Source organism: Actinoplanes sp. NPDC051537 (genome assembly GCF_055586105.1).
In genome coordinates this window covers 379,675-394,343 of record NZ_JBVJIU010000005.1, presented here as the reverse complement: position 1 = coordinate 394,343, position 14,669 = coordinate 379,675, and the positions used below count along the sequence as shown (strand labels likewise).

Here is a 14,669-nt window from a genome sequence, read left to right as displayed (position 1 = left end):
CTGCTCCCGATCAGGGTTGCACGACCAGCCGCCGCCCGCGCAGATCGGTCCGCTGCCAGGCCGCCTCGATGTCGCTCAACGGCGCCTTGAGAAGCCCGAACGTGAGCTCGCCGGCCAGCGTCCACCGCACGACCTGCCCATATGCCTCCCCGATCGTCTCGCCGTCGAGCCCCTTCGCGGCGCCATAGATCTCCACCCCCGAGGTCCGCAGGCTCTCGGCCGCAAGGTGGAGCCCCGCGCCCGCGGACTGTCCGATCGACACCAGACGAACCGGCCGGGCGAACGAGAAGGAGGTAGGCACCATGGCCCGCAGAAGGAGCTCGGTGGGCCGGCCCCAGAGGAAATCAACAACAACATCACTGCGCATTTCCCCGTACGCGCGAATCAGCTCTTGATCGGGCAGGCTCGTGTTGATCACCTCGTCGGCGCCGAGCTCGCCGAGTTGCGCGTCGTCCCGCCCGCTGGCGATGACCCGTCCCGCCCCCAGCAGGCGCGCGACCTGCACGGCAAGCCGCCCCGCGACGCCGGTGGCCCCCTGCACCAGCACCGTCTCCCCCGGTTGAAGACCGGCCGCCACCTGCATCGACATGCCACTGATCGCGCTGCCCAGCACGGTCGCGACCGCCGGATCGATCCCCTCCGGAACCGGCGCGAACGCCCCCTCCTTGATCACCGCCCGCTCGGCCAGAGCCCCGTACGGCGGCCGGATCCCGCCGAACCCCACGAGCCGCCCGTCCGGCAGCGTCCCGACCCCGTCGAAGCACGGAATGGCGGGAAGCTCCGGCATCATCTCGCCGGCCGCGTAGTGGGTGCCCGCCGCCACCGCCCGATCGACGTTCTCGACCGGCACCGCCACCACGTCGACGATCACTTCACCGTCGCCCGCCACCGGCTCCGGAAACTCCTCGTAGCGCGGAACACCGTCCCGCTCGTGCAGAACCGCCGCCTTCATCGCCGCCGCCCCTCCCCTGTGGAAACAAGTCCCTGTCGAAACCAAGTCCCTGTCGAAACCAAGTCCCTGTGGAAAACCAACTCCCTGTGGAAAACCGAGAAAAGTCGTCGTACCCCGCTGGTTGAGTCCACCCCCACCCGAAGAGGGTGGGGGTCGGGATGCGCGCCTCTTACAGTGTTAGAGGACTCTAACACTGATAGAGTCGGGGGTGTGGCGCTGAGTCGGGACCGGGTCGTGCACGAGGCCGTGGCCCTGCTCGACGCCGAGGGCCTCGACCATGTGACCTTGCGCAAGCTCGCGGCCCGCCTGGGCGTGCAGGCCCCCACGCTGTATTGGCACGTGCCGAACAAGGCGGCCCTGATCACCGCGATAGCCGAGGAGATCCTGGCGCCCCTGCCCACGTCGCGCCCCGCCCCGGCCGAGCGCTGGCAGGATTGGCTGATCGACCTGGCAACGTCCTTGCGCGCGGCGTTGCTGGCCCACCCCGACGGCGCCCGGGTCGTCTCGATGGCGCAGCTGTCCCGGAAGATGGCCGCCCTCTCCGAGCTGGCGATGAGCAGCCTGGTGGAGAAGGGCGTGCCGCTGCATCAGGCGCGCGTGATCGTGCTGACGGTCGAGCGGGTGACGATCGGTTTCGTCCTGGAGGAGCAGGGCCCGCGCCCCGACGAGGAGTCCTTGAAGGACTTCGACATGGCCGAGTTCACCAGCGCCTACCCGACGGTGATCGCCGGCATCACCGAGTACTTCGAGCCGGGCCGCACGGTGGACGACCTGTTCCGCGAGTGCGTCACCCTCACCGTCGAGGGCCCGCGCCTCACCTGAGCGGCTCACCCGCCCGATGAGCGGGATGTTGCCCAGAATCTTGCTCGCCGGCCGGAGGTAGCGCGAGCGCGTCCGGCGCAACGTCGCGGCCGAGTCCGCCCCGAGCGTGACGACCTCGAGAACCCCCCTCCGAGAGCAACCGCAAATCGGCCGTCATCTCGTGCAGCTCGGCCAAGCGGTCCGGCATCGACCGCGGATGCCCCGGAGCGCCGGGCCGGCCATCGGCCGGCCGCGGCCCCGACAACGGCCGATAGTTGACCCCGAGCGCATCCAGCAGCGGGAGATGACCCGAAAGGCGAGCCAGAAACCCGTCGTAGTCGTCCGACGGCGCCGACCAGACCTTCTCGGCGAAGGCGCACAGACGGGGAAAGGCCATGTAGTCGACCCGGGCCGGAGACTCCATGTGCTCGGTCCAGATGTTGGCCTGCCCGCCCAGGATGCGATCCGCGTCCAGCCCCGGCGGCACCGGGTCGAAGGCATAGACGTCCGCCAGCGTCAGCAGGGTGCCCACCGGCGTCGGCTCGCCCGGGTCGTCCGACTGGCGGTAATCGAGATAACACGAAATATCGGGACAAGCCACGACGTCCCGCCCGGCGCGAGCGGCGGCGACGGTCGCAGCAGGACCGCGCCACGCGGCGATCACGGCGTCGGCCGGGGCACCGCGGGCGACGATCTCGTCCCAGCCGAAGACGCGGCGGCCCAGCGAAGCCAGGAACACAGCCATCGAAGCGGTGAACGAAGCCTGCAACGAGGACGCCTCCGGCCGATCCCTCCACTCGTCCACCGGGCATTCGTCGCCGCCGATGCCGATCACGGGGGACGGGAAGATCGAGCAGATGTGGGCGAGCACGTCGCGGCAGAAGGCGTCGGATTCCGGCGTCATGTTCAGGACGTGGGTGGAGATGCCCCACGACGGGCGGACCGGGCCGGCGTAGCCATTCCCGAGCGACGGGTACGCGGCGACCGCCGCCTGCATATGACCGGGCATGTCGACCTCGGGCACGACCGTCACGTGGCGCGCGGCCGCATGCGTCACGATCCGGCGCAGGTCGTCGTCGGTGTAGAACCCGCCGTGCGGCCGCCCGTCGTACCGGCCGTGCTGCCGGGCGCCCCACATCGACGTCGAGCGCCACGCGCCGACGGTCGTCAGGCGTGGCCGGCCGGGGACCTCGAACCGCCACCCCTGGTCGTCGGTCAGGTGCAGGTGCAGCACGTTCAGCTTGTGGAGCGCGGCCAGGTCGATGAACCGCAGCACGTCCGCGACCGGCATGAAGTGGCGGGCCACGTCCAGCATCACGCCCCGCCAGCGGAAGCGGGGCTCGTCCTCGACCCGGCCCAGCGGCACCCCGCGATCGCCGGCGAGCTGCCGCAACGTCTGGCGGCCGTAGAACACGCCGGCGTCCGAGCCACCGACGATCTCGATGCCGCCGGGGGCGATGCTCAGCGCGTACGACTCGGGTGGCCTTCGGGAATCGACGGTCGACCGGACGTCGTCGAGGTCCGGCGGACGGAACGGGCGGAAACCCCCACCGAAGTGGGCGGACGACGGCCGTGGGATCACGAGCACCCCCAGGAGGCGAAGCTGGTTCGGATATAGTTCGTTGGTCCGGTCGGGGATGTCAACGAGAGTGGACCGCATGATCATCGGTCTCGTCGTGCACGCGGCGCATCGGCGGCGATTCGCCGGCGCCGCCGCCGCTCTCGCCGGGGTCGAGCTGGCCTGGGCGGTCTACGAGCGCGACGAGGAGATCCGCGAGCTGGTTGCCGGCTTGCTGCGCGACACGCGACTGGACGGCTTGCTGCTGGGCCTTCTGCCGTACGCGAAAAGCCGTGATCTCCTGCCACCGGCCCTGCCGATCGCCGTCACCCGGCCGGCCGCCCTCGATCTCGCCCTGGCCTTCGCGACCGCCCGCGGCAACGGGTGGCCGGCGACGCCGGTCTCGGTCGACACGTTCGAAGGCGACACCGTCGACGAGGTGGCGGCGGCGCTCGGCCTGCCCCGGGACGAGATCGCGGTGCTGCCGTTCGACCCCGATCGGCCGGTCGACGAGATCGTGGCGTTCCACCGCTCGCACGACACCCCCTACCTGATTTCCGGCCGTACGGCGGTGGCCGCGCGATTCCCGGCGGTGGTGCACGCGGCGCCGGCCGCCTCGACGATCCGGGCCGGCCTGCACGAGCTGGCGTTGCGGGCCCGCGATCGCCGCCGCTTCACCACCGGGCTGTTCCTGATGGACGGCGAGAGGGACGGCGGGGACGACCGGCCGGCCCTCCAGCGGCTGATCCGGCAGACCCCCGAGCTCGCCGACGCCTGGATCGACCAGCGCGGTCACCGGGCGTTGCTGGCGTTCGCGCCGGCCGGCGTCTTCGAGGCCGCGACCCGGCAGTGGCGGAGCGCGCCGGTGCTGGCCGAGGCCCGCGACACCCTGGGCATCCGGGCGTCGGCCGGCTTCGGGATCGCCTCGTCGGCCAGGCTCAGCGTCGGTCTCGCCGAGCAGGCCGCCACCCGGGCCGCGCCCGGCACCGCATTCCTGCTCACCGACGACGGCATCACGATCGGGCCGATGGGGGCGGCCGGATCGCCGCTGACCTACACGCACCGGGAGCACGGCGGGCTCGAGGATCTGGCCGTGCGCGCGGGGCTGAGCCCGGCGACGCTGTCCCGGCTGGCGGCGGTCGAGCGCGGTCTCGGCGGCCGGCCGGTCTCCCCCGGCGAGCTGGCCCGCGCGCTGGGCATCACCGATCCGAGCGGGCGGCGGCTGATCCGCAAGCTCAGCGACGCCGACCTGGTGATCGGCGGGGGCAGCGAGCAGATCGCCCGGAAGGGACGGCCGGCGCGGCTCTACCGGCTGGCCATCACCAGCGCGCTGGAGGCGGCCGAATGACGTGGGACCTGCTGCTCTTCGGGGGCGAGCCGTTCGACGTCGCCGTCGCCGGCGGCCTCATCGCGGCGACCGGTCCCGGCCTGCCCCGCACCGCCGCCACGACCGTCGACGTCTCCGGGCTCACGGTGACGCCGGGGCTCGTCGATCTCCACACCCACGTCGGGCCGGGCTACTGGGGAATCGACCCCGACCCGATCGCCTGGCGCACCGGGGTGACGACCTGGGTCGACGCCGGCTCGGCGGGGGCGTACACGCTGAGCGGGCTGCGCGACCGGGAACGATCCGCCGACGTCCGGATCCACGGGCTGCTGAACATCGCGGCCACCGGGCTCGCCGGGCGCACCGGGGAGAGCCGCGACCTGACCAACTGCGACGTCCCGCTCGCGATCGACACCGTGCAGCGGCATCGCGACCTGATCCGCGGCGTCAAGGTGCGCATCGACCGGGAGACGGTCGGCGCCAACGGGGTCGAGCCGCTGCGCCGGGCGCTGACCGTGGGCGAGCGGACGGGCGTACCGGTGATGGTCCACATCGGATCCGCCCCACCGGCGGTCGACGAGGTGCTGGAGCTCCTGCGGCCCGGCGACATCGTCACGCACTGCGCCAGCGGCATCGCCTCGCCGCTCGGTCCGGCGATCGTGGCCGCGGCCGGGCGGGGCGTGCTGCTCGACATCGGGCACGGCTCGGGCGGCTTCGCCTTCGACATCCTCGAACGGCAGCTCGACCTGGGACTGCGCCCGGCCACGATCTCGACCGACCTGCACGCCCGGTCGCTGCACGGTCCCGCCTTCGACCTGCCCACGACCATGGCCAAGATGCTCGCGGCCGGCCTGCCCCTGACCGAGGTCATCGAGGCCGCCACGATCCGGCCCGCCCGCGCCCTCGGCCTGCCCGCCGGGACGCTCGACGTGGGCGCGCCCGCCGACCTGGCCGTCTTCGAGGTCCGCGAGGAGGAGCACGAGGTGACCGACGCCCATCTCCAGGCCCGCCGCTCCCCGATCCGGCTGATCAACCGGGCGACGTACGTGCGCGGTCGCCTTCTTCCCCCGCGGCTCTCCCCACCCGTACCCCCGTGGATTCCTCTCACCGACGCGCAACGCGCGGCCCTCGATCGCCGCGACCGCGACCTCCGCGCCCTGCTCAGCACCCCGCTGGTGGGCGCGGAGGGCCTGGCCGACCAGTTCCCACGAGATCCCAGGAGTTCCTGACATGCCCAAGCGCGCCATCATGACCGACAAAGCCGCCCCTCCCGGCGGCCCCTACTCGCACGCCGTCATCGCCGGCGACACGATCTACCTGGCCGGAGCCGTGCCCGCACTGCCCGACGGCACCCGCGTGACGGGAAGCTTCGCCGAGCAGGCGCACGCCACGTTCCGCAACCTCCAGGCCGTGGCCGAGGCCGCCGGCGCCTCCCTCGACGACGCCGTCCGGGTCGGCGTCTACCTGCGCGACTTCGGCAACTTCGCCGAGTTCAACGACATCTACAAGCAGTACATCAAGGGCGACAACTTGCCCGTACGCACGACGCTGCCGGTGCCGCTCGACGATTTCGACCTCGAGATCGACGCCATCCTGTACGTGGGCTGATGCGGTGAAGGTGTTGTGCGCAGGGCCGCGCAACACCTTCCCCGCCCCCCGACCGTGGGTGCCTCGCCGACCGGATGCGCGAAGCATCGGTGGGCGGCGCCGTGGCGCGTCACCGGTTGGCGGTGCGCGGCCGGCCGGCCCTATCCGAAGCTCTCCCGCGCCGGGTCCCCCGACGGCGCACCGACACCCCGACCGGGCGAACCCACCCGAGCCGACGCCGCCATCGTCGCCAGCGCGACCACCACCAGCACCGCGCCCGCCAGGGCCAGCGACCGCGCACCCCACCCCGGCAGCAGGAAGCCGCCCAGCAGCGAACCCGCGGCGATCCCCGCATTGAACGCGGTGCTCACCCCCGCCGACGCCATGTCCGTCGAGCCCGGGGCCACCTGCAGCATGCGGCTCTGCACGGCGGTGGCGAACGCCGCGTAGGCGAGGCCGACGCACGCCAGCAGGACCACCGTCACCGCCGGGAGGGTGCCCAGCGCGTACAGGCCGAGGAGCGCGACCGCGCCGATGGCCAGCGGGACCAGCAACGAACCGATCGGGTGGGAATCGAGCGTGCGGGCCACGGCGAACGTGCCGGCCGTGCCCGCGGCGCCGGAGACGAACAACAGGGCGGCCAGGGCCGAGGCCGGGAAGCCGGCCACGTCGAGCAGGAACGGGGTCACGTAGGTGTTGAAGACCAGCAGGCCGGTGATGCCGAGGCCGGTGACGACCAGCAGGGCGGCGAACGCCCGGCGGTCGGGGGCGGTGCCCAGCGCGGCGCCGCCGGCGTCGGGGCGGTAGGACGGGATCAGCGCGATCACCGCCGCCGTGGCCAGCACGCCGACCGCGGCCATCGCGGCGAACGCCGTGCGCCAGCCGCTCTGCTGGCCCAGCCAGGTGCACAGGGGGACGCCGACGACCGGCGCGAGGGTGGCGCCGGCGCCGAAGAGGCCGACGACCCGGCCGCGGATCTCCACCGGGAACAGGCCGGTCACGACCGGGGGCGCGACCGACCAGAAGAGGGCCTGGGTGAGCGCGGTGACCAGCCGGGCGACGGCGAGGATCTCGTACGTCGGCGCCAGCGCCCCGGCGAGGTTGGCCGCCGCGAACAGGCCCAGCGTCGCGCCCAGCAGCCGGCGGCGGGGAATGCGCCGGGTCAGCATCGTGAGCGGCACGCTGGCCAGCACGACCACGATCGCGTACCCGCCGACCAGCAGGCCGACCTGCGAGCGGGTCCGGCCGAGGTCGTCGGCCATCAGCGTGAGCAGGCCGATCGGCAGCAGCTCGGTGGCGACGAACGCGAACGCGGACAGCGACAGGACGACGAGGGCGGCCCACGCGCGACGAGATGTCAAACCAACCCCCAGGTGTGCAGAAGCGCGATCAGCAGCATCGCGGGCGCGCACAGCACCGTCGACAGGAATATCGCGTCGCGGGCCAGGACGAGCCCGCGATCGAAGCGCTGCCCGTAGAGAAACACGTTCTGCGCCGTCGGGAGGGCGGCGAGGACGCTCACCGCGTACGTCTGCCGGGAATTGAGGCCGAGCACGACGGCCAGGAGGAAAGCGATGGCCGGCATGCCGGCGACTTTGAGCGCGACCGCGGCGACCGTGGCCGCGCGGTCGGGACCGGGTGCGAGCACGCGCCGGCCGGAGAGGGACATGCCGAACGCGATCAGCACCACCGGCACGGCGGCGTGACCCATCGTGGTGATCGGATCGGCGATGACGGCGGGTAGCCGCAGCCCGGTCACGGAGAAGACAACTCCGATCAGTACCGCCACGATCATCGGGTTGCGGAACGGCGCGGTCACGGTCGACCGCCAGGAGGCGTGCCCGGTCTCGGCGATCTCCAGCAGGGTCAGCGCGACCGGCGTGATGATCAGCAGCTGAAGCATGATGATCGGGACCACGAGAGCGGCGTCGCCGAGGATGTACGTGGCGATCGGGATGCCGATGTAGTTGGCGTTGACGTAGCCGGCGGCGAGCGCGCCCATCACCTTGGTGCCGGCGTCCCGCCCGCGGGTGAACAGCAGGTGCAGGCCGAAGGTGAGCAGGCAGGCCGCGGTCGAGACCAGCAGCGGCTCGCTGAACAGCACGTGCAGGTCGGCGCCGGACACGCCGGTGAACAGCAGGCAGGGGTTCAGCACCGCGTACACGAGCCGGCCGATCGCGGCCTCGGCGTTCTCCGGAAGGCCGGCCCACCGCCGGGCGATCCACCCGGCGAGCACGATCACGCCGATCAGCGCGAAGCCGGAGAGAGCCGAGATCATAACCCGACGCTAGCGTGGCTCTCCGTCGATGAAAGTTCGCGGTAGCCTGCCGTAGTGACGGATCGTATGCCCGGCGTGGGGGACGTGGCGGCGATCCCCCTGCGGGGCGGCTACGGCGCCTGCCAGGTCACCGGCGACGGGCCGACCGCGTGCGCGCTGGACTGGTTCTCGGTCGAGCCGCCCACCCTCGGGCAGCTGGCCGCGGCCGGGCCGCTGATCCTCGACCACCACGCCCTGCGCGGGCAGTCGACGGAAGTCAACATCATCGGGGACGAGCCGCCCCCGCCCTGGTGGACATGGCTGGGCCGGCTCGAACCGCCGGAGGGCGGCCCGGTGCACATCGACGGCCGGGCGCCGTGGCCGTGGCTCGCGACGCAGATCGCGGCCCAGCGGCGGTGGGATCTGGAGATGCCGAAGGAGGCGCGACGGTCCTACCGGGCGGCGCGCGGCGCGCAGACCAGCGTGCTCGACCTGACCGGCGCCGCGTACGGGAACTGGGCCGAGCTCGACGAGATGCCCCGCTGCACGGCGGTGGTCTGGTCGGGTCCCGAGCGCGGCCTGATCGAGGCGCTCGCCGAGCATCCGATGATCAGCGACCTGACCTGGGTGGACGCGCCGCCGCTGATCGATCTGGGGGCGACCCGGCTGACCCGGCTGCGCCTGTCGACGGCCGAGGTCGACCTGCTCGGGCTGCCGGACGGGCTGGAGACGCTCAAGCTCGACGAGGACGTGCGGGTGCGCTCGGTGATCGCGGCCGACGACGGGCGGTGGCTGAAGCTGACGGCCGACGCGGCGCACGTGCCGGGCGGGGTGGGCGGCCTGCGCGAGCTCGCCCTCACCGGTGACGGCACCATCTCGGCGGCCGAGCTGAGCGATCTGCGCGACCTGCGGCGGCTGTGTCTGACCTGGCGGTCGGCCCCCGGCGAGCTGGTCGACACCTCGGCCATGGCGGGCCTCTCACTCCTGGCGGACCTCAAGATCATTGGCGCGTACGGGATGGACGGCCGCACCCTGCCTCACCTGCCGGCCCTGCGCTGGCTCGTCTGCCAAGGGCTGTACCGCCGGGCGGCAGCCGCCATCGAGGAGCGGTACCACGCCACCGGCATCCGGCTCGACATCAGCGACATCGCCCCCGAGTGGCGGGAGTTCTGAGGCATGCCCGCGGTTCTCGACGAGGTGGCCCGCCTGGTGACGGCCCCGCCGCTGGCGCGCAAGGGCCGGGTCTTCCGCCTCTTCTCGCCCGAGGGTGACGCGCTGGTGGCCGCCCTCCGCCCGGCCCCGGGCTCGCAGAGCTTCCACGCCCGCTTCACCCTCGAGATCGCCGTCGTGACGATCCCCTGGCTCGCCTGGCTGCGGCAGTCCCGCGAGGTCCGCAATCCGCTGCCGCGCGAGGGTGCGGTCAAGGGGGTGCTGTCCACCTTCGAGTGCGGCCCCGACGAGATCCCGTTCTGCGCGGCCCGGGTGTCGGCCGAGCTCTCCGCCGCCCTGCCCGAGTGGATGCCGCTCGCCGACCGGTCCGAGCTGCTCCGGCGGCTGCGCGAGGACGGTCCGCTGCCGGGAACGTGCGCCCGGGTCGCGGTGCGGGCGGCGCTGGCCGCCGACGCCGGGGACGAGCCGGCCGCCCGACGCGACGCCGACGCGATCGAGCGGCTCGACCCGGCGTCCGGGTTCCCCGACTGGGTGCGCGGCCTGCTCCCGCCGCCCGTTCAGGAGGGCGACGTCAAGTAGCGCTGGATGGTCGGGCCGACCCAGGCGGCGGCCTCCTCCGCGGGCATCGCCACCATCGGCGGCAGCCGCAGCACGAACCGGCACAGGGCCAGCCCGAGCATCTGGCTCGCCACCAGGGCGGCCCGGCGCGGCGCCTCGGCCGGGTCGGCGCAGACCGCGGTCACCACCGGCAGCAGCTGGACGCCGAAGAGGTCACGCATCCGGCCGGCGGCGGCCTCGTTGGTGGCGGCCGCCCGCAGCAGCGCGGTCAGCGTCTCGTCGCCCTCCCACCGGCGCAGGAAATGGCCGGCCAGTACGGTGCCGAGCTCGCCGGGCGCGATCGCCGACACGTCGGGCAGCCGCAGGTCGAACTCGGCGGCGGCCGCGAACAGCTTCTCCTTGTTGCCGTAGTAGCGCATGACCATCGAGGGGTCGATGTCGGCGTCGGCGGCGATCGCGCGGATCGTGGCTCGCTCGTAGCCGTCGCTGGCGAACCGCTCCCGCGCCGCCACCAGGATGGCGGCCCGCGTCGCGTCCGAGCGCCGTTCGGCCATGGTCAGGCTCCCTTCCCCCGCTGGATCGTAGACAGCTCGGAGAGGTTCATCGCCAAGGCCCGGCGCACGGCCGGGATCCGGCCCACGATCGGGAGCACGGTGTTGCGGGCGGCCCGCTTCGCCCGGGACCGGGTCGTGGCGACCTTCGTCATCCGGTCGGTCAGCGCGACGACACCGGCCGCGACCGGGCGGCGGCGACGCTCGTACCCGTCGAGGTCGGCGCCGGCGGCCAGCACCGCGGCGAGGTCCATCGCGTCCTGGATGCCGGTGTTCATGCCCTGGCCGCCGGCCGGGCTGTGCACGTGCGCGGCGTCCCCGGCCAGGAAGATCCGCCCGGCCCGGTAGTGGTCGGCGAGCCGGTGGTGCACCCGGAACCGGGAGCTCCAGACGACCTCGCGGACCCGGGCCGGGTGCCGTCGCGGGCCGCGCTCGTCGAGCAGCGCCTGCACGTCGGCGAGGCCGGGCTGCTCGGGCGCGTCGTCGAGGGTGGCGACGATCCGGTGGCGGCCGCCCGGCAGCGGCGCGATCACGGCCAGCCCGGCCGGGGCGAAGTAGAGCATCACCTCGTCGTCCGGGAGCTGCCAATCCATGCGCACGTCGGCGAGCACGAACGATTGGGCGTACGCGTCGCCGGTGAACCCGATGCCGCCCAGCTCGCGGACGACGCTGTGCATGCCGTCCGCCCCGACCAGGTAGCGCGCCCGGATGGTCTCGCCGCCGGCCAGCGTCGCCGTCACCCCGTCGGCGTCCTGGGCGATCCCGGTGACCTCGGCCCCGCGGCGGACCGGGCCGCCGAGCTGGTGCAGGCGATCGGCGAGGATCCGCTCGGTGTCGTTCTGGGGCAACATCAGCGTGTACGGGTACGGCGTGGGCAGCCCGGCGAAGTCGACCGTGAGCAGGGGCCGGTCGCCGTCGCGCACGACGAACCGCGGCACCACGAGCCCGCGCTTCACCAGCTCGCCGCTGACGCCGATCTCGTCGAGCGCCTCGAGTGTCCGCGCGTGGATGACCGCCGCCCGCGAGGTGTTGGCCCCCGCCGCCTGCTTGTCGACCACGAGCGCTTCGGTGCCACGCGCCGCGAGCGACGCGCCCAGGGCGAGCCCGACCGGGCCCGCTCCGACGATCAGTACCTCGGTATCCATGACATCCTCCGTTTGCCAACGCTTGTTGGCATCACGGTACTCGATGCCAACAGCTGTTGGCAAACACTTGTTGGCAAGAACCTCGGATCGCCGAAGTGGACGGAGAACCATCAGCCGCCATGGTTTGATCAGCACAGCGAGCGGTAACGCGTGTGAAACGTCGGGCTGCGAGCATCGCGGGAATCCAGGGAGGTTCGCTTGTTCCTGAGCCAGCACGAACAGGAGCGTCTGCTCATACACGTCGCGGCCGATGTGGCGCGCCGGCGGCAGGACCGGGGATTGCGGCTCAACCACCCCGAGGCCACGGCGATCATCACGGCGTTCCTGCTCGAGGGCGCGCGCGACGGGCGCACGGTCGCCGAGCTCATGGACGCCGGGCGGCGCGTGCTCACCCGCGACGACGTGCTCGAGGGCGTGCCCGAGATGCTGGGCGAGGTACAGGTCGAGGCCACGTTCCCGGACGGCACCAAGCTCGTCACCGTGCACGGGCCGATCGCATGATCCCGGGCGAGGTCATCGCGGGCGACGGTCCGATCGAGATCAACGCCGGGCGGGCCGTGGTCGCGCTGACCGTGCGTAACACCGGGGACCGGCCGGTGCAGGTCGGGTCACACTTCCACTTCGCGGAGAGCAACGCGGCGCTCGAGTTCGACCGGCAGGCGGCCTGGGGACACCGGCTCGCGGTGCCGGCCGGCACGTCGGTGCGCTTCGAGCCGGGGATGCCGCGCGACGTCGAGCTGGTGGCGCTGGCCGGGCGCCGGATCGTGCCGGGCCTGCGCGGCCTGGCCGGCGGGCCGTTGGACGCCGCCCCGGGCTTCTCATCGCCGGAAGCGCCGCCCGCCGCGCCGTCCTTCACCGCGCCGCACCTGCCGGAGAACGGGAGCGGGCGATGATCCTGGACCGCGGCCGCTACGCCGCCCTCTATGGACCGACGGCCGGGGACCGCATCCGGCTCGCCGACACGAACCTGCTGATCGAGGTCGAGGAGGACCGCAGCGCCGGGCCGCGGCCGGGCGACGAGGTGGTCTTCGGCGGCGGCAAGGTGATCCGCGAGTCGATGGGACAGTCCCGGGCCACCCGGGCCGAGGGCACGCCGGACACGGTGATCACCGGCGCGGTCGTGCTCGACCACTGGGGAATCATCAAGGCCGACATCGGCATCCGGGACGGCCGGATCGCGGCCATCGGCAAGGCCGGCAACCCCGACACGATGGACGGCGTGCACCCCGACCTGGTGATCGGGCCCGGCACCGAGATCATCGCGGGCAACGGGAAGATCCTCACGGCCGGCGCGATCGACAGCCACGTCCACCTGATCAGCCCCACCATTCTGGACACCGCGCTGGCCACCGGCATCACCACGATCGTCGGCGGCGGCACCGGCCCGGCCGAGGGCACGAAGGCCACGACGGTCACGCCGAACCAGTGGTACCTGGCCCGCATGCTGGAGGCGCTCGACTCGTTCCCGATCAACGTGCTGCTGCTGGGCAAGGGCAACACGATGTCCGAGGAGTCGATGTGGGAGCAGCTGCGCGGCGGCGCGGGCGGATTCAAACTGCATGAGGACTGGGGTACGACGCCCGCCGTGATCGACGCCTGCCTGCGCGTCGCCGACGCGTCGGGGGTGCAGGTCGCCATCCACACGGACACGCTGAACGAGGCCGGCTTCGTCGAGGAGACGCTGCGGGCGATCGCGGGCCGGTCGATCCACGCGTACCACACCGAGGGAGCCGGCGGCGGGCACGCGCCCGACATCATCACCGTCGCCTCGCACCCGAACGTGCTGCCGTCATCGACGAACCCGACCCGGCCCTACACGCGGAACACGCTCAGCGAGCACCTCGACATGCTGATGGTCTGCCACCATCTGAACTCGGCGGTGCCGGAGGACCTGGCGTTCGCCGAGAGCCGCATCCGGCCGTCGACCATGGCGGCCGAGGATCTGCTGCACGACCTCGGCGCGATCTCGATGATCGGCTCGGACTCGCAGGCGATGGGCCGGGTCGGCGAGGTCATCATGCGAACGTGGCAGACCGCCCACGTCATGAAGGCCCGGCGCGGCTCCCTCCCCGGCGACGGCCCCGCCGACAACGTCCGCGCGAAACGCTATGTAGCAAAATATACGATTTGTCCGGCGGTGGCGCACGGGATGGCGGCCGAGGTCGGCTCCGTCGAGCCCGGAAAGCTGGCCGACCTGGTGCTGTGGGACCCGGCGTTCTTCGGCGTCCGTCCCGCCTTGGTCATCAAGGGCGGCATGATCGCGTACGCGCAAATGGGCGACGCCAACGCCTCCATCCCCACCCCCCAGCCGATGCTCCCCCGCCCGATGTTCGGCGCCTACGGCGCGGTCCCCGCCCAGACGTCCGTCGCGTTCGTGGCCCCCGCCGCGATCGACGCCCTGCTCGGCGACCGCATCGGCGTGAAGCGCGCGCTGGCCCCCGTGGCCGACACCCGCCAGGTGGGCAAGGCCGACCTCCCACGCAACGACGCCACCCCCCACATCGAGGTCGACGCCGACACTTTCACGGTCCGCGTGGACGGCGAAACCATCGACCCCGACCCGGTGACCGAGCTCCCCATGGCCCAGCGCTACTTCCTCTTCTGACATGTGGACAACCGCCCCGAAGTTGTCGTACCCCGGCCGTAGTCTCACCCCACCCAGTTTTGGGGTGGGGAACAGTAGGAGCACGGCCAGCCCGGCCCGAGCCGCCAGCCCAGCCCGAGCCGCCAGCCCAGCCCGAGCCGCCAGCCCGACCCGAGCCG

The 14,669-nt window shown here is 72.7% G+C and carries 15 protein-coding genes; 9 read left to right on the top strand and 6 right to left on the bottom strand.

Annotated features, from left to right (window positions below; genetic code table 11):
- Positions 1-10: 10 nt before the first annotated feature.
- Positions 11-952: a quinone oxidoreductase family protein gene (locus tag ACZ6TB_RS14455; protein ID WP_465554351.1), complete on the bottom strand. Its 942-nt coding sequence runs from the start codon at positions 950-952 to the stop codon at positions 11-13.
- 210 nt (positions 953-1,162) lie between these two features.
- Between ACZ6TB_RS14455 and ACZ6TB_RS14450 the strand changes: the two genes are divergently transcribed.
- On the top strand, positions 1,163-1,774 hold the full coding sequence (locus ACZ6TB_RS14450; protein ID WP_465554349.1) for a TetR/AcrR family transcriptional regulator C-terminal domain-containing protein: 612 nt from the start codon (positions 1,163-1,165) through the stop codon (positions 1,772-1,774).
- Here ACZ6TB_RS14450 and ACZ6TB_RS14445 read toward each other — a convergent pair.
- A complete protein-coding gene (locus tag ACZ6TB_RS14445; protein ID WP_465554347.1) occupies positions 1,767-3,413 on the bottom strand; it encodes a beta-N-acetylhexosaminidase in 1,647 nt (548 codons plus the stop codon). The genes ACZ6TB_RS14450 and ACZ6TB_RS14445 overlap by 8 nt on opposite strands.
- Here ACZ6TB_RS14445 and ACZ6TB_RS14440 point away from each other — a divergent pair.
- The 3 genes from ACZ6TB_RS14440 to ACZ6TB_RS14430 are packed head-to-tail and all read left to right on the top strand — an operon-like array spanning position 3,412 to position 6,246.
- Positions 3,412-4,659 (top strand): transcriptional regulator, encoded by a 1,248-nt coding sequence (locus tag ACZ6TB_RS14440; protein WP_465554345.1) that lies wholly within the window; start codon positions 3,412-3,414, stop codon positions 4,657-4,659. The two genes, ACZ6TB_RS14445 and ACZ6TB_RS14440, sit on opposite strands and share 2 nt — an antisense overlap.
- Complete coding sequence (locus ACZ6TB_RS14435; RefSeq protein WP_465554343.1) at positions 4,656-5,867, top strand: amidohydrolase family protein; 1,212 nt, start codon at positions 4,656-4,658, stop codon at positions 5,865-5,867. The genes ACZ6TB_RS14440 and ACZ6TB_RS14435 overlap by 4 nt, the downstream gene beginning before the upstream one ends.
- 1 nt (position 5,868) lies before the next feature.
- Positions 5,869-6,246: a RidA family protein gene (locus ACZ6TB_RS14430; protein ID WP_465554341.1), complete on the top strand. Its 378-nt coding sequence runs from the start codon at positions 5,869-5,871 to the stop codon at positions 6,244-6,246.
- A gap of 140 nt (positions 6,247-6,386) precedes the next feature.
- On the opposite strand, the gene ACZ6TB_RS14425 is transcribed toward ACZ6TB_RS14430, so the two are convergent.
- Both ACZ6TB_RS14425 and ACZ6TB_RS14420 read right to left on the bottom strand, forming a co-directional pair.
- A complete protein-coding gene (locus ACZ6TB_RS14425) occupies positions 6,387-7,586 on the bottom strand; it encodes an MFS transporter (protein ID WP_465554339.1) in 1,200 nt (399 codons plus the stop codon).
- Positions 7,583-8,503 carry an AEC family transporter gene (locus ACZ6TB_RS14420; RefSeq protein ID WP_465554337.1) on the bottom strand — a complete coding sequence of 307 codons (921 nt, stop codon included), beginning with the start codon at positions 8,501-8,503 and terminating at the stop codon, positions 7,583-7,585. Before ACZ6TB_RS14420 ends, ACZ6TB_RS14425 begins: the two co-directional genes overlap by 4 nt.
- Positions 8,504-8,557: 54 nt before the next feature.
- Here ACZ6TB_RS14420 and ACZ6TB_RS14415 point away from each other — a divergent pair, with 54 nt between their 5' ends.
- Positions 8,558-9,655, top strand: coding sequence for a hypothetical protein (locus tag ACZ6TB_RS14415; protein WP_465554335.1), 1,098 nt, complete (start codon positions 8,558-8,560; stop codon positions 9,653-9,655).
- A gap of 3 nt (positions 9,656-9,658) precedes the next feature.
- Positions 9,659-10,231, top strand: coding sequence for a hypothetical protein (locus ACZ6TB_RS14410; RefSeq protein WP_465554333.1), 573 nt, complete (start codon positions 9,659-9,661; stop codon positions 10,229-10,231).
- Here ACZ6TB_RS14410 and ACZ6TB_RS14405 read toward each other — a convergent pair.
- Complete coding sequence (locus tag ACZ6TB_RS14405; protein ID WP_465554331.1) at positions 10,210-10,764, bottom strand: TetR/AcrR family transcriptional regulator; 555 nt, start codon at positions 10,762-10,764, stop codon at positions 10,210-10,212. The two genes, ACZ6TB_RS14410 and ACZ6TB_RS14405, sit on opposite strands and share 22 nt — an antisense overlap.
- A 2-nt stretch (positions 10,765-10,766) precedes the next feature.
- Positions 10,767-11,906 (bottom strand): FAD-dependent monooxygenase, encoded by a 1,140-nt coding sequence (locus ACZ6TB_RS14400; protein ID WP_465554329.1) that lies wholly within the window; start codon positions 11,904-11,906, stop codon positions 10,767-10,769.
- A gap of 198 nt (positions 11,907-12,104) precedes the next feature.
- On the opposite strand from ACZ6TB_RS14400, the gene ACZ6TB_RS14395 reads away from it, so the two are divergent.
- The 3 genes from ACZ6TB_RS14395 to ACZ6TB_RS14385 are packed head-to-tail and all read left to right on the top strand — an operon-like array spanning position 12,105 to position 14,511.
- On the top strand, positions 12,105-12,407 hold the full coding sequence (locus tag ACZ6TB_RS14395; RefSeq protein WP_465554327.1) for an urease subunit gamma: 303 nt from the start codon (positions 12,105-12,107) through the stop codon (positions 12,405-12,407).
- A complete protein-coding gene (locus ACZ6TB_RS14390) occupies positions 12,404-12,799 on the top strand; it encodes an urease subunit beta (RefSeq protein WP_465554325.1) in 396 nt (131 codons plus the stop codon). Before ACZ6TB_RS14395 ends, ACZ6TB_RS14390 begins: the two co-directional genes overlap by 4 nt.
- A complete protein-coding gene (locus tag ACZ6TB_RS14385; protein ID WP_465554323.1) occupies positions 12,796-14,511 on the top strand; it encodes an urease subunit alpha in 1,716 nt (571 codons plus the stop codon). Before ACZ6TB_RS14390 ends, ACZ6TB_RS14385 begins: the two co-directional genes overlap by 4 nt.
- Positions 14,512-14,669 lie beyond the last annotated feature (158 nt).